Origin of the sequence: Enterovirga sp. CN4-39 (assembly GCF_049446235.1) — a bacterium.
Classification (GTDB): Bacteria; Pseudomonadota; Alphaproteobacteria; order Rhizobiales; family Beijerinckiaceae; genus Enterovirga.
The window spans coordinates 596,729-611,071 of sequence record NZ_JBMSEF010000001.1 but is presented as its reverse complement, the minus strand read 5'-3'; the positions used below and the strand labels follow the sequence as shown (position 1 = coordinate 611,071).

15 protein-coding genes are annotated in these 14,343 nt (G+C 68.1%); 2 read left to right on the top strand and 13 right to left on the bottom strand.

What is annotated here, in order from left to right:
- Nucleotides 1-24: 24 nt before the first annotated feature.
- From ACO2SS_RS03020 to ACO2SS_RS02970, 11 genes are read right to left on the bottom strand one after another with little or no spacing between them, the layout of a single operon-like run.
- Nucleotides 25-1,179: an acyl-CoA dehydrogenase family protein gene (locus ACO2SS_RS03020; protein WP_423276071.1), complete on the bottom strand. Its 1,155-nt coding sequence runs from the start codon at nt 1,177-1,179 to the stop codon at nt 25-27.
- Between the two features lie 10 nt (nt 1,180-1,189).
- A complete protein-coding gene (locus ACO2SS_RS03015; RefSeq protein ID WP_423276070.1) occupies nt 1,190-2,245 on the bottom strand; it encodes an acyl-CoA dehydrogenase family protein in 1,056 nt (351 codons plus the stop codon).
- 2 nt (nt 2,246-2,247) lie between these two features.
- Entirely contained in the window at nt 2,248-3,042 is a 795-nt protein-coding gene (locus ACO2SS_RS03010) for an enoyl-CoA hydratase/isomerase family protein (protein WP_423276069.1), read from the bottom strand.
- Between the two features lie 4 nt (nt 3,043-3,046).
- Entirely contained in the window at nt 3,047-3,910 is an 864-nt protein-coding gene (locus ACO2SS_RS03005) for a MaoC/PaaZ C-terminal domain-containing protein (protein WP_423276068.1), read from the bottom strand.
- 3 nt (nt 3,911-3,913) lie between these two features.
- Nucleotides 3,914-5,062 (bottom strand): acetyl-CoA acetyltransferase, encoded by a 1,149-nt coding sequence (locus ACO2SS_RS03000; protein ID WP_423276067.1) that lies wholly within the window; start codon nt 5,060-5,062, stop codon nt 3,914-3,916.
- Nucleotides 5,063-5,066: 4 nt separating this feature from the next.
- Nucleotides 5,067-5,444, bottom strand: a complete 378-nt coding sequence (locus ACO2SS_RS02995) for a Zn-ribbon domain-containing OB-fold protein (protein ID WP_423276066.1) — start codon at nt 5,442-5,444, stop codon at nt 5,067-5,069.
- Complete coding sequence (locus tag ACO2SS_RS02990; protein ID WP_423276065.1) at nt 5,437-6,450, bottom strand: branched-chain amino acid ABC transporter permease; 1,014 nt, start codon at nt 6,448-6,450, stop codon at nt 5,437-5,439. Before ACO2SS_RS02990 ends, ACO2SS_RS02995 begins: the two co-directional genes overlap by 8 nt.
- On the bottom strand, nt 6,447-7,316 hold the full coding sequence (locus ACO2SS_RS02985) for a branched-chain amino acid ABC transporter permease (RefSeq protein WP_423276064.1): 870 nt from the start codon (nt 7,314-7,316) through the stop codon (nt 6,447-6,449). The genes ACO2SS_RS02990 and ACO2SS_RS02985 overlap by 4 nt, the downstream gene beginning before the upstream one ends.
- On the bottom strand, nt 7,313-8,044 hold the full coding sequence (locus tag ACO2SS_RS02980) for an ABC transporter ATP-binding protein (RefSeq protein ID WP_423276063.1): 732 nt from the start codon (nt 8,042-8,044) through the stop codon (nt 7,313-7,315). The genes ACO2SS_RS02985 and ACO2SS_RS02980 overlap by 4 nt, the downstream gene beginning before the upstream one ends.
- A complete protein-coding gene (locus ACO2SS_RS02975; RefSeq protein WP_423276062.1) occupies nt 8,041-8,808 on the bottom strand; it encodes an ABC transporter ATP-binding protein in 768 nt (255 codons plus the stop codon). Before ACO2SS_RS02975 ends, ACO2SS_RS02980 begins: the two co-directional genes overlap by 4 nt.
- A gap of 1 nt (nt 8,809) precedes the next feature.
- Nucleotides 8,810-9,952, bottom strand: a complete 1,143-nt coding sequence (locus tag ACO2SS_RS02970) for an ABC transporter substrate-binding protein (RefSeq protein WP_423276061.1) — start codon at nt 9,950-9,952, stop codon at nt 8,810-8,812.
- Between the two features lie 124 nt (nt 9,953-10,076).
- Here ACO2SS_RS02970 and ACO2SS_RS02965 point away from each other — a divergent pair, with 124 nt between their 5' ends.
- Complete coding sequence (locus ACO2SS_RS02965) at nt 10,077-11,165, top strand: SDR family oxidoreductase (protein WP_423276060.1); 1,089 nt, start codon at nt 10,077-10,079, stop codon at nt 11,163-11,165.
- 19 nt (nt 11,166-11,184) lie between these two features.
- Here the strand turns inward: ACO2SS_RS02965 and ACO2SS_RS02960 are convergent, their stop codons facing one another.
- Nucleotides 11,185-12,468 carry a CaiB/BaiF CoA transferase family protein gene (locus tag ACO2SS_RS02960; RefSeq protein WP_423276058.1) on the bottom strand — a complete coding sequence of 428 codons (1,284 nt, stop codon included), beginning with the start codon at nt 12,466-12,468 and terminating at the stop codon, nt 11,185-11,187.
- Between the two features lie 134 nt (nt 12,469-12,602).
- Between ACO2SS_RS02960 and ACO2SS_RS02955 the strand changes: the two genes are divergently transcribed.
- The gene (locus ACO2SS_RS02955; protein ID WP_423276057.1) at nt 12,603-13,397 is read left to right on the top strand and encodes a helix-turn-helix domain-containing protein; all 795 of its coding nucleotides are present in this window, start codon (nt 12,603-12,605) and stop codon (nt 13,395-13,397) included.
- A gap of 3 nt (nt 13,398-13,400) precedes the next feature.
- Here ACO2SS_RS02955 and ACO2SS_RS02950 read toward each other — a convergent pair whose 3' ends face one another.
- The gene (locus tag ACO2SS_RS02950; protein WP_423276056.1) at nt 13,401-14,318 is read right to left on the bottom strand and encodes an SMP-30/gluconolactonase/LRE family protein; all 918 of its coding nucleotides are present in this window, start codon (nt 14,316-14,318) and stop codon (nt 13,401-13,403) included.
- Between the last annotated feature and the right edge of the window lie 25 nt (nt 14,319-14,343).

The window sequence follows — 14,343 nt, the reverse complement described above, 5'->3', positions numbered from 1 at the left end:
GATTTTGTCTCCGGAGGGGGCGTCTCAGCGCAGCCCGAGGCCGCGGGCGATGATGCCGCGCAGGATTTCGCGCGTGCCCCCGCGCAGCGAGAAGGAGGGGGCGTGCATGGTCGTGTAGGCGAGCACGCGCTCGAACTGCCGCGCAGCCGGGCTATCCGTGCCATCGGCGACGAGGTCGCGCGCGATCTCGGGGATCTCCTGTTCGAGCAGCGCGCCGAGGTCCTTCACCATGGCGGCCTCGAGCGCCGGGTCGGCGCCGGCCTGGAGCATGCCAGCGACGGAGCGCGACATGCGCCGAAGCGTGACGAGTTGCGCGCCGAGCCGGCCCAGTGCGATCTCCGCTCGCGCGTCACCGGGCGCTTCCGACATCACGCGCACGAGCTCCACCAGGAGCTGGAACGAGGACAGGAAGCGCTCCGGCCCGCTCCGCTCGTAGGCGAGCTCGCCCGTGACTTGCGCCCAGCCTTCGCCCTCGCGGCCGAGGATCGAATCCTCGGGCAGGAGCGCGTCGTCGAACACGACCTCGTTGAAGTGGTGCTCGCCCGTGAGGTTGCGGACCGGCCGGATCGTGATGCCGGGGAGGGTCAGATCGACGAGGAACTGGCTCGTTCCCGCGTGCCGCCGCTCAGGGACGACGGGCCCAGTGCGGCAGAACAGGATCATGTAGTGGCAATGGTGGGCGTTCGTGGTCCAGAGCTTGGTGCCGTTGACGCGCCAGCCGCCCGGCTCGCGCACGGCACGGGTCCGCACGGAGGCGAGATCCGAGCCGGTATCCGGCTCGCTCATGCCGATACAGAAGAAGCACTCTCCGGCCGCGATACGAGGCAGGATGGAGAGTTTTTGCTCCTCCGTGCCGAAGCGAAGGATGCTCGGGCCGCTCTGCCGCTCGGCGATCCAGTGCAGGCCGACCGGCGCACCCGCGGCGAGCAATTCCTCGAGGAGGACGTAGCGTTCCAACGCGGAGCGCTCGTGGCCCCCGTAGCGTTTCGGCCAGGTGAGACCAAGCCAGCCCCGCTCGCCGAGTTTGCGAGAGAAGGCCGGATCATTGCCGTTCCAGCTCTGGGCGCGATCGATGGGCGGCCTGTCCGCAAGCTCCTGCTGGAGGAAAGTGCGGACCTCGGCTCGGAAGGCTTCGCCTCCGGGGGAGGGCGGGGGAGGCGGAAAAGTGAATCTGGACATTTTCGATCCGTCAGACGGTCGTCAGCGCAGGCCAGAGCCCGTCGGGGCCGGCGGCGGCGAGATGGCGGCCGAGTTCGCGTGCCCATTCGGCCTCGCGCCCGAACTCGTCGCGCCATCCCCATAGCCGACGGGTGAACTCGTGCAGGCGGTGCTCCTGCGTGAAGCCGATCGCGCCATGGACCTGGTGCGCGATGGCGGCTCCGGCGCCGGCTGCCTCGCCGGTTCGGACCTTGGCGGCCGCGACTGCCGGCAGGAGGCTGTCGTCCCAGGCGGCGATCGCCTCGGCCGCGATCCCGGCGGCCGCTACTGCAGAAGCAGTCTGGCCGGCGAGCACCGCAAGGCTCTGCTGGATGGCCTGGAATTTTCCGAGCGCCCGCCCGAACTGCTTGCGCTCCTGCGCGTACTGCGCCGTCATCGCGGTGACGCTGCGCAGTGCTCCTGCCATGAGCAGCGCTCGGGTCGCAGCACCGGCTGCCCGCCACTCTCGCGCCCCGAAGGCGACCTTCGCGGTCGCGGCCGCGGCACCTTCGAAGCGCAGATCGTCGCGCGGCTCTCCCGCGATACCGGTATTCGGCTCGACGCTGAGTGCCGACTGCGGCAGGCAGATCACGGCCGTTCCGGATGCGGAACCCGCGAGCGCAACAACGGCGCGGGCATGACGGCCCCACGGCACGTTGCGGGCCTGCCCGGATGCACGGCCTGACGCGTCAAGGGTGATGTCCGCGGCCGGCGCGACGGCAAACGGCCCGGCCGGGATCTCGAGCCCGGCCTTCGACAGCAGGAGGCCCGCCAGCATTGTGTCGGCGAGCGGCAGCGGGAGCGCGTGCTCCCCGGCAACCATCAGGAGTGGCAGCGCCTCGTCGATGGGGACGCCGAATCCTCCGGCTTCTTCCGGCAGGAGCGCCGAGGGCAGCCCGAGTTCCTCGACGGCCGACCACAGGTCCTGCGGGAACTCGCCCGCCGCGACCTGGGCGCGTGCCGCAGACGTGACGACGTCGGCGAGCAGGCGCTCGGTCGACTCGCGGAGCATGTCGCCCGCGGTTTCATCGGATCGGTCAGTGTTCAAGGTCAGCGTCCCTGGAAGATGGGCGGTCGCTTATCGAGGAAGGCCGCCTTGCCCTCAGCGTGGTCGGAGGTCTGGAAGAGCGCGGCCTGGGCGCTTCTCTCCCAATCGAGCACCTCGTCGAGCCTGCCGGCGAGCGCCTCCTTGGCGACTGCTGTCGAGAGAGGTGCGAGCGCCTCGAAGGCGCGGGCGCGGGCCACGGCTCGCTCAAGAGCGGCCCCGTCGGGCACGACCTCGTCAACGAGGCCGATGCGCTCGGCCGCCTCCGCCGAGATGGGCTCCGCGTAGAGCAGGATCTGGCGGGCGCGGCCGATTCCGACCCGGGCCGGCAGCGTCAGGAGGAGCCCGGCATCCGCGACGAGGCCGACCTTCGGAAAGGACGCGATGAAGCGGGCGCCTGCGCCCGCGACGATCGTGTCGCAGCAGAGGGCCAGGCTGAATCCCGCTCCGGCCGCCGGCCCTTCGACCGCCGCGACGTACGGCTTGCTCGACTTCACGATCGAGCGGACGATCCCGTGCAGGAGGCGGAACCGCTCGCGCCCGGCCGCCAACCCGTCGTTCCGCATTGCCGTGAGGTCGCCCCCCGCGCTGAAGACCATGGGGCCGCCCGTCAGCACGACGGCGCGGATCTCGGGATCGCGCTCTATCCGGTCGATCGCCTCCGCGAGCGCAACGCGGAGCGCAGGCGAGAGCGCGTTCCGCTTTGTCGGCTCGTTGAGGGTCAGGATGGCAACGGATGCGTTTCGGCTCTCGAGGAGAACGGGCTCTACGCCCGGATTGGGGGTTGTCGTGTCGCCCACGTGATCACCCTGCGCTCGACGCGAAGACCGCGAGGCCGTTGTTCACGGCCACGACCCCACGCTCCGGAACCGACGCCCGGAACGAGCCGTCGCGCCAGATCTCGACCCGGATCGTCTCGCCGGGGAAGACGGGCGCGGAGAACCGCATGGCAAGGCTGCGGAAGCGGGCCGCGTCGTAGTCGCCGAGGATACGCAGCAGGGCATGCCCGACCACACCCAGCGTGCAGAGCCCATGCAGGATCGGTCGGGGGAACCCGGCTTTCTCAGCGATGGAAGGATTGGCGTGGAGCGGGTTGTCGTCCCCGTTCAGCCGGTAATAGAGCGCCTGCTCCGGCCGGGTCGCCACGTCCACAGTTTCGTCCGGGGACGTGTCGGGCAGTGCATGCGGGGCCTCGACCGGCCCCTCCGGCCCGCCGAACCCACCATCGCCGCGCAGGAAGGTCGTGCTCCGCGTCGTCGCGAGGAGGTCGCCGGTGCCTGCGTCGCGGACCTCCTTCTCGGAATACATCAGGGCGCCTCGTCCCGGCCCCTTGTCGACGAGCCCGACGATACGCGTCTTGCCGACGACCTCGCCTGAGACGGGGAGGGGACGATGCATGGCTATGCGCTGCTCGCCATGGACCACGCGGACGGCGTCGATCCCGGTTTTCGGATCGGCCATCCAGAAGCCCGGATGCGCGAGCACCACCGACTGCGTCGGGACGGCCTTCAGGCTGCGGTGCGCATCGACGAAGTCGAGCTGCCGCGTGTCCATCGGATCCTGACCGAACCCGACCGAGAGGGCGTAGAAGACGGTGTCCCGCTCGGTGAGGCGCTGCCTCACCTCGGGGATCTCGTACGCCATGAGGGATTCGTAGGTGAACGCCATGGCTCAGAGGGTCGCTGCTGTGCCGAGGATGGCTGTCGCCTGGGAGGCGAGCGTGCCGCCGTTGCCGTGGCAGAGCGCGATCTCCGCCTCGACCTGTCGTTCACCGGCTTGGCCCCGGAGCTGAGTCACCGCCTCGACGATCAGGAAGAGGCCGTACATGCCCGGATGGATGCAGGAGAGCCCGCCGCCATTGGTGTTGACGTTGAGGGCGCCGCCCGGGTCGATCGCGCCGCTTGCGACGAAGCGGCCGCCTTCGCCCTTGGGGCAGTAGCCGAGATCCTCGAGGAAGAGGATCGTATTGATGGTGAAGGCGTCGTACAGCATCAGCAGGTCGACATCCTTCGGGCTCACGCCCGCCATCGCGAAGGCGCGAGGGCCGCTTTCCGAGGCTGCCGTGACCGTCAGGTCGGGCATCTGCACCACCGAGCGGTGCCAGGCCGCGACACCCGCGCCCAGCATGTAGACGGGCTTCTGCTTCAGATCGCGCGCGCGGTCGGCGCGCACCATCACGCAGGCGGCGGCACCGTCGGTCACGAGGCAGCAATCGAGCACGCTCAGCGGGTCGCTGACCATCCGGCTCTTCAGCACGTCCTCAATCGTCAGAGGTCCGCGCGCGAAGGCGGCAGGATTGCGGTTCGCCCATTTGCGGGCTGCAACCGCGACGGCTGCCATCTCCTCGCGCGTCGTGCCGTATTGGTGCATGTGCCGGGCGGCCGCCATGGCGTAGCCGGTGATCGGATGACGCGGCCGGTAGGGCACCTCGTGCCATTGCGACTCACTCATCGAGACGAGCTTGCCGCCCGCCGTGCGCTGGTTCGACCCGTAGGCGATCAACGCCACGTCGCAGAGGCCGGCATCGAGCGCCGCCGCAGCCGTCAGGAGGTAGTTCTCGAACGAGGAGCCCCCGATATTCGTGCCTTCGATGAAGCGGGGCTTGATGCCGAGATACTCGGCGACCGAGAGTGCCGGCAGGCCGTGCACGCCGGTCGCCGCGAAGACTCCGTCTACGTCGCCGAGCGATAGCCCGGCATCGGCCAACGCTCCGATTGCGGCCTCGCCCAGGATCTCGATGGAGGTGCGGCCCGGGGCTTCCCCGGTGCCGGCCGTGGCGATGCCCGCGATGGCGGCGCGACCGCGCAATGCTCCCGTCATGATGTCAGCCCTGGTTCGCGACGTCGAAGACGATTGCCGGTTCGCCGTCGATGGGCGTAATGCGGGCCTTCACCCGTGTCCCGATCGCGACCGTGTCGACGCCCTCGATACGCGTCATCAGGCGGGGGCCTTCCTCGAGGTCGACGAGCGCGATGTTGTAGCCGCCCTCCCGCGTACGGTTGATCGTGATCGCGTAAACCGTCCCGTCACCGGACGCCGGCACCCATTCGAGATCCGTCTCGCCGCTGCCTGGCACGGCCACGCGAGGGTAGAAGACGTGGCGGCCGGTCGAGCGGCTCCGCTGGATCATGAACTGGCCTTGCGCGAGATAAGCCTTGAACTGCGCCTCCGGACCGAGAGGGGCGCCTTGTGGGTCAGCCATGCTGGCTCCTTGCTGCGGGTGACGTGTAGGCCGCGCCGTCGTCCTCGGGCGCGGGGGCGGGCCGCCGGCGGAAGCGGAGGGCTGCGAGCCCGCGCGGGTTGAGGCAGAGAACCGTGACGAGCACGATGCCGAGGACGAGCTTGTCCCCATAGGCGCCGAGGGACGCGAAGCTCTTCTGCGACAGGAGGAGAGCCGTGCCGAGAAGTGGCCCAAGGAGGATCCGTCGGCCTGCAATGATGACGCCGGTCAGCATCAGGACGAGGAAGTAGGTCTCGAATAGGTCCGTTCCGACATAGGAGCGCTGGAAGGCGTAGAGCCAGCCGGCGAGCGCGCTGATCGGCGCTGAGACGATGAAGACTTTCAGGCGCACGCGGTTCGGGTCGAGGCCGCACATGGCCGCGAGCCGGGGGTTCATGTGCACCATCAGGGCGGCCTGGCCGAGGCTCGAACGACGGAAGCGATGGACGAAGTACAGGGTCAGGAGGAGGAGGGCGTAGGCGTAGGGCCAGAACTCGGCATTCTGGGCAGCGGTCAGCGTGAGCGGGCCGATCGAGAGGTCGAGCGGCGGTACGCCGACGATGCCGTCGGATCCCCCCAGGAAGTCCCAGTTCGCCGCGATGCTCATCAGCACCACCGACGCCGCATAGGTCACGAGCGAGAAGGCGAATTCACGCGTGCGAAGCGTGATGATTCCGAGGACCACCGCCAGCGCGAGCGAGACGCCGATAGCTCCGACCAACCCGACCCAGGCGCTCTGGCCGAAGGTCACGGTCAGGATCGCAGCCGCGTAGGCGCCCGAGGCGAAGAACGCCGTATGGACGAGGCTGATCTCGCCGAGATCCGATAGGATGATGTCGAGCCCGTAGGACATCGCCCCGAAGATCGCGATGACGACCAGCGTGTCGTAGACGAGGTTCGAGCCTCCCAGCAGCCGCGGCAGAAGGAAGCCTATGATGGCGAGTGCCAGGATGGCGGGAAGGCGCGCGGCAGGCGGAAGCGCGGTCATCGGGCGAAGCTCGCGGAGGCGGCGAGTTGGCCAGGCCGCAGCACCATGACGGCGATCAGGACCGCGAAGACGGCGGCTGTCGTGTAGGCCGGCGAGACAAGCGCGCCGAAGAGGGCGGTGAACAACCCGATGGCGATGCCCGCGACGTAGCTGCCCGCAACGCTGCCGATGCCGCCGAGGACCACGACCACGAAGGTCATGATGACCTGCTCGAACCCCATGGAGGTGAGGATCGGCGTGCGGGGCGCGACGAGGGTCGCCGCGAAAGCGACTGCCGCGCCCTCGAAGGCAAAGATGCCCATGTAGACCTTCGAGATCTCGATCCCGCCGAGGCGCGTCAGCGCCGGATCCTCGGCGACCATCCGGACGGCCGTCCCGAAGCGGGTGCGGTTGAGGACGTATTGCAGGGCGAGGAACACCGCGATGGCGGCGACGACGAGCATCGCGTCCTGAACGGTGAACCAGACCGGGCCGATGTGGAGCGACATCTGCTGGAAGGGGCTCACGAGCGCCTGCGGCTTCGGCCCGAACGCGAGGCCGGCACCGCCCTCGAGGATCTGCCCGAAGCCGAGCGTCACGATCATCAGGCTGACGAGGTCCTGAGACAGTGTAAGCCCGAGAAGCAGGCGCTGCATGACCGCGCCGATCAGCGCCCCCACCGCGACCGAAGCCACGATGGCCAGGAGATAGGGCATGCCGGTGGCCGACATGAACCACCAGGCCACGAAGGCCCCGACCATGTACATCTGGCCGTGGCCGAAATTCACCAGACGGGCGGCGCCGAGCAGCATCGTCCAGCCGACCGCGACAAGCGCGTAGGCGTGCCCGATGATGAGCCCGTTTACGATCTGCTGCCACACGTTCATCCGTGGCTGCCTCCGAGATAGGCCTCGACGATGCGCGGATCGTCGCGCATCGAATCCGCCGTGCCGCTTGCGATGACGCGGCCACGTTCGAGAAGGTGGACGAAGTCCGTAACCTCCATGGCGGCGCGGACATTCTGCTCGACGAGCAGTACCGTGAGGCCGCCGTCGACCAGCGTGCGGATCGTCTTCAGCAGGACCGAGACGAGGCGCGGCGCAAGCCCGATGGAGGGTTCGTCGAGCAGGAGGATCTTCGGTGCCATCCGAAGCGCGCGGCCCACCGCCAGCATCTGGCGTTCGCCGCCGCTCAAGGAGCCGCCAAGGTTGGCCCGACGCTCGCCGAGACGCGGAAACAATGCGAAGACGTCCTCGACGGAATAGGCCCGCCGGCCGGCTTCCGAGACCGGCGAGGCGCCGGCCCGGAGATTCTCCTCGACCGTCAGACCCATGAACACGCCCCGGCCTTCGGGGACGAGTTGGAGACCGCGCCGGACATGCTCGTGCGCCGGCAACTTGGCGACGTTCTCTCCGTCGACCAGGACCTCGCCTGCGATACGCGGCTCTGCGCGGGACCAGTTCGCGATCGCGTTGATCAGCGTGGACTTGCCGGCGCCATTCGCGCCGATCACCGCCGCAAGCGTCCCGGGCTCGACCACCAGCCGGTCGACCGCGACCGCGCCGCTCGCGCCGTAACTGACGCGCAGGTCACGGACCTCGAGCCGGGCGCTCATGCGGCCTTCCCGAGGTAGGCTTCGAGTACGCGCGGATCCGCCTGGATCGCGGCAGGCCTCCCATGAGCGATGGTCTCGCCGAGCTCGATGACGAGCACCTCGTCGGCCAGCTCCATCACGAGATCCATGTGATGCTCGATGAGAACGATCGCGAGGCCGCCGGCTCGCATCCGGATGAGCAGATCGCGCAGCGCGAGCATGTCGCGTCCGCCGAGCCCTGCCGCAGGCTCATCGAGGAGCACAACCCTGGCCCCCGGTGCGGCCGCGAGCGCGATCGAGAGCATGCGCTGAGTGCCATAGGACAACTCACCCGGCAGCCTGTCGTGCAATTCCTCGGCGATATTGAAACGCAGGAGATGCGCCCGTGCCTCGGCCTCGATTTCGCGCCGCCGCGTCGCCTCCGCCCATGGCAGGAAAACCGACTCTGCGAGCGAACTCGGCGGCTTGTCGAGCAATGCGCCGGCCATGTTCTGGAGCACGCTCATCCCGCCGAAGAAGGCGTTCTGCTGGAATGTGCGCCGGAGGCCGAGCCGGGGCAGGGCGTCGGGACGCAGATGGGTCACATCCTGCCCGTCCAGCGTGAGCGTCCCGTCATGCGACACCATGTTGGTGGCGGCCATGAAGCAGGTGCTCTTGCCGGCGCCGTTCGGCCCGATGATCCCGAGGATCCGGCCAGGCGCGACCGACCACGACACGTCCTTCAGGGCCTGAAAGCCGCCGAAGCGGACAGACAGGCCCTCCACGGACAGGATCGGGCCCGGCATGTCAGCTCGGGAGGACGACAATTTTCCCGTCCTTGACGGTGAACACTTCGTAGGTCTGGCTCATCTGGCCGCGCTCGTCGAAGCGGACGTCGCCGAAGATCGTGCCCTTGATCTCCTGACCGCGGATCGCACCGGCGACGGCCTTGCGCTCGAAGGTCTTCACCTGCTCGACGGCCTTGGCCCAGACCTGAAGGGACGCCGCGCCGAGCGCTCCAAACTTGTCGGGGTCGGTCTTGAACTGCTTCTGCATCTGCGCGACGAAGCGCTTGTTTTCCGGGTTGCTGGCGAAAGGCTCGGCATCCGGGAAGTAGACATCGGCGCTGATGAGCCCGTTCGCCGAGGGGCCGGCCGTCTCGATCACGCTGGGACTCACGGTGCCGACGGAGCAGATCACCTGCGCGCCGACATTGGCCTGCGCATATTGCTGCAGGAATGCCGGCAGGCCCGCGCCCTCGTTCGCATTGATGCTGACGACCACGTCCGGCTTCGCGTCCCGAATGCTCGTGACCTCGACGCGGAAGTCGGTCTGCGGAAACGGGAACTTCAGTGTCTGGGCGACCGTCAGGCCGACGCCTTGCTTTTTCATTTCGGCCTCGATGCCCTGCTGGGCGCCGTTACCGTAGGCGTCGTTCTCGGTGACGAAGACGAGGCGGCCCGTCTTCCACTTGCTTCCGAGATACTTCGCGATCACCGCCGCGTCCTGCGCGTTGGCGCTGTTCAGCCGGATGGCGAGAGGATTCGCGGCGCTGGTCAGGATGCCGTCGGCCTTCGAGATCATCGTGATGTCGAGGACGTTGGCGCGCGCCAGCACCGACTGCATCGCCAGCGTCACGGGGCTGTTCCAGCCCTCGATCACGACCGCAACGCCTGCTGAGGCAAGCTCGTTTGCCTTGGCGACGCCGATCGCCGGCGTGCTCTCGTCGTCGCGGACGACAAGCTCGACCGGCCTTCCCATCACACCACCCTCGGCGTTGATGAGCGCCGCCATGCTGGTGATGGCGTTGGTGACGTCCTGGCCCTGGCGCCCGGCTCCGCCGCTGAGCGGGATGATGACACCGACCTTGACTGGCTCGGCCGCAAAACCCGCGCGGGAGAGCATCGGTGCGGCCACCAAACCGGCAAGAGCGCCTCGTCTCGAAATCATGTTTCCCTCCCAGAGTAATTGGTTGTTTTGTCTATAAGTTACTTCGTTGTTGCCTTTGATGAGATTGCAGTTTGCTTTCGATTTGGCTAATCAATCCAAGACTACTTGTCAAACGGAGATGAGCATGGCCGACAGGGGAACAGTGATCGTGGCCGGTGCCGGAGGCCTGGTCGGCCGCGCGGTGATCGACCGATACCTGTCGGAAGGGGGATGGAACGTCGTAGCGCTGTCCCGGCGCCCGCCCGACCCGGCGACAGGCGCCGGGCATCTGGCGGTGGACCTGACCGACGCGCAATCGTGCCGTGATCGCCTCGCCGCGCTGACGGGCGTGACTCACATCGTCTACGCGGCTCTGTTCGAGAAGCCCGACCTGACGGAGGGCTGGCTTGAGGACGATCAGATCGCCGTCAATCTCGCGATGCTGACGAACCTTCTGGATTCCGTCGAGCCGGGTAACCCGGGGCTGCACCACGTCACGCTGCTCCAGGGCGCCAAGGCCTACGGGGTCCATCTCGGCCAGATTCCGGTTCCGGCCCGCGAGGACTCCCCGCGCCACATCCACCCGAACTTCTACTGGGCGCAGGAGGACTTCCTGACCGCGCGGCAGGCCGGGAAGGCCTGGAGCTGGACGGTGTTCCGGCCGCAGGTGGTCCTCGGCTTCGGATACCCGAGCATGATGAACATGGTCGCGGCCGTCGGCGCCTACGCGGCGATCAGCCGGGAGCTCGGGCTGCCGCTCGTCTACCCGGGGACGGGCACCCGCGTGACGGAGGCGACGGATGCGCGGCTCCTCGCCAGCGCCATCGCGTGGGCAGGTCGCACGCCCGCGGCGCAGAACCAGATCTTCAACGTGGCGAACGGGGACGTCTTTACCTGGGAGAACGTCTGGCCGGTGATTGCGCGCGCCTTCTCCATGCCGGTCGGCCTGCCGCATCCGATGCCGCTCGCCCGCATCATGCCGGGCCGAGCCGCGACGTGGCAGGCGATCGTAGAGCGCTACGGCCTTGAGCCCGTGCCGCTCGATCGGCTGGTCAGCGGATCCTGGCAGTTCGCCGACTTCGCCTTCTCCCGCACCCACTCGACCTCGTCGCTGCTCTCGACGATCAAGATTCGCCAGGCGGGCTTCGGCGAGTGCATCGATACGGAGAAATCGCTCGCCGAATGGCTCGCCCATTGGCAGGAACGCCGCCTGCTGCCGCCGGCAACCGTCTGACGGTACGCGGGCGTGGTCGTCAGCGACCGGCCGCATGGATCACGCCCTCGCGCCGAAGCCGCTCGCCGGTCGCCTCGTCGATGCCGAACTCGGCGAGCACGGCGTCCGTATCCTCCCCATGCGTTTGGGGCGCGATCCGGTAGGTCGCGGGCGTCCGCGACAGCTGCCCCGGAAATCCGATCACCGTGACCGGAGTGCCGTCGCTGCGCTCCATCTTCTTCAGCAGGCCGCGCGCCGCGATCTGCGGGTCGGCGAGGATCTGATCGACGCGGTTGATCGGACCACCCGGCACCCCGGCTTTTTCCATGCCGGCGAAGAACTCGGCGGACGTCCAGCCGCGGATGGCGGCGGCGAGCTTCTCCTCGAGCTCCCCCCTGTCCTTCAGTCGTCCGACATTGTTGCGGAAGCGCGGATCGGCCGCGAGTTCGGTCAGGCCCAGGAGCTTGCACAGGCTCTGGAACTGCCCGTCGTTTCCGCAGGCTACGAGGACATGACCGTCCGACGTCTCGAAATCCCGGTAGGGCACCACGTTGGGGTGCGAGTTCCCGAGGCGGCGCGGCGTCAGACCGCCGACGATGTGATTCATGCCCTGGTTCACGAGCACCGCGACCTGGCTGTCCAGGAGCGCGCAGTCGATGTGCTGGCCCTCTCCGGTCGCATCGCGATGTCGCAGGGCGGCAAGGATGGAAGTCGCCGCGTAAAGGCCCGTGAACAAGTCGCTCACCGGCAGGCCGACCTTCATCGGGCCAGCCCCAGGCTCGCCGTCCGGCCGCCCGGTCACGCTCATGAGGCCGCTCATCCCCTGGATGAGGAAGTCGTAACCGCCACGTGACGCGTAGGGCCCCGTGTGACCGAAGCCGGTCACCGAGCAGTAGACCAGGCGCGGGTTGATTGCCGAAAGCGACTTGTAATCGAGGCCGTAGCGGGCGAGCGCGCCCGTTTTGAAGTTCTCGACGACGATATCGGCGGCGGCTGCCATGCGCCGGACGATCTCCGCGCCTTCCGGCCGGCCGAAATCGATGGCGACGCTTCGCTTGTTGCGGTTGGCGCAGAGGAAATAGGCGGCGTCAGACTGCCCCTCGGCGCCCTTCAGGAAGGGAGGGCCCCAGGTGCGGGTGTCGTCGCCTTGGCCGGGCCGCTCGATCTTCCAGACCTCCGCGCCGAGATCGCCGAGGATCTGCGACGCCCAGGGGCCGGCCAGGACTCGCGACAGGTCCAGGACCTTCAGCCCGTCGAGCGGACCGGCGGAAGCAGGCGCCATGGTCGGCGTCTCCAGTTCCGCTTCGGTCGTCGCATCCGCCAAATCGAACCTCCCGAGCAATTCTTCTTGTGTTTCATTCTATGAAACGGCTATTCATTATAGGCATCAAGCGTTGGACATTGCAATCGCCGGACGGGACGACGGCTGGTGGTCGACGACGCAACGGAGAAGGTTCAATGCCCTCGTTCCAGCCTGTCACGGCCGTGCTGCGCGCCCTTGACGTCCTGCTCGCCGTCAACCGCCTCAAGCAGGCGAGCGTGGGCGACATCTTCCGGGAAACGGGCCTCAACCGCCCGACGATCGTCAGGATGCTCGAGACGCTGATCCACGCTGGCTTCGTCAGCCGGCTCCCCGGCCAGCCGATCTATCTCCCGACCGGCCGCACGCTGGACCTCAGCAGCGGCTACCAGAAGCACGAGGAGATGGCGCTCGTGGCCGCGCCAGTGCTCGCGCGCCTGCACCGGCAGCTCCAGTGGCCCTCGGACGTCGCCGTGTTCGACCGCGACGCCATGGTGGTGGCGCGCACCAGTCGCGGCGAGGGCTTCGTGCATTTCAACCGGCGCCCCGGCTACCGCGCGCCCCTCCTCGGAACCTCGCTGGGAATGGCGTTCCTCGCCTTCTGCGACGAGGCCACGCGCGCTTCGGCGCTCGACGCGCTCAGCACCTCGGATGATCCGTGGAACGCCGTCATCCGCCAGCCTGAAAAGCTGAAGCGGCTCCTGGCGACCGTGCGGCGCAACGGCTACGCCACGATGAACCCCGACTATGCGAACAGCTCGTACAACGGCACGGCGTCCGCGATCGGGCTGCCGATCCTTCTTGACGGAGCGGCGGTCGGCAGCGTGAACCTCATGTATCTGCGCAACTCGATCGACGAAGCGGGCGTCGTATCCCGCTTCCTCGAGCCGCTGCAGGAGGGCGCAACCGCGATCGCCGACGCGCTCGCCGGATTGCGGGCGGGCGGATCGTGACCGTCAGCCGAAGTTGAGCTTCAGCCCGGCCTCCGGCCACGGCATCGAAACGAGTTGGCCGATGCCGGAGAGCGTGATGTAGGCCGTCCGCATGTCGGGGCCGCCGAAGCAGATGTTGGTCGTATAGACGTCGGGCATCTTCACGCTCCGGACCAGCTTCCCCGACGGCGACACCACCGTGATGGCTCCCTTCATCAGCGTCGCGATGCAGATGTTGCCCTCGGCATCGACCGCCAGGCTGTCGTAGCGCTGGTAACCCGCCTCATTGAACAGGAAGCGGCCGCCGTTCGGTGACGGGAAGGGCTGGCGCTTGATCACGCCGGGCTCCGCGAGGTCGAAGGCCCATAGCCGGCCGCCCTCCGTTTCCGCGACGTAGAGCGTCGTCTCGTCCGGGGAGAGGCCGATCCCGTTCGGCGTGAGGATCGGATGGGCGACCTCGACGATGAAGGAGCCATCCGCCTTGGCGTAGTAGACGCTGCCCTGGTCGCGGTCGCGGTGGCGCGTCTTGCCGAGATCGGTGAAATAGAACCCGCCGTTCCGGTCGAACACGATGTCGTTCGGCCCTTTGAGCTTCTGCTCCCCGCAGCGATCGTAGAGGACGCGGAACTCGCCCGTCTTCGGGTCCACTCGTTCGATCCGTCCGCCCGCGTAGCTCGCCGGCGTGCCGATCGGCCGGATCATGCCGGGCTCCTCGTGCCACTCGAACCCGCCGTTGTTGCAGACGTAGAGAGCGCCGTCCGGCCCGGTCGCGAGCCCGTTCGGGCCGCCGCCCAGATCGGCGATGACGGAGACCGTGCCGTCCGCCGCGACCCGAGTGACCGTGCCGCGCGCGATCTCGACCAGCGCGATCGATCCGTCCGGCATGACGACGGGCCCTTCCGGAAAGCGCAGCCCGGTTGCCAGAACTTTCAGGTCACTCATTCTCGTTTCCTTCCCGTCACGTGTT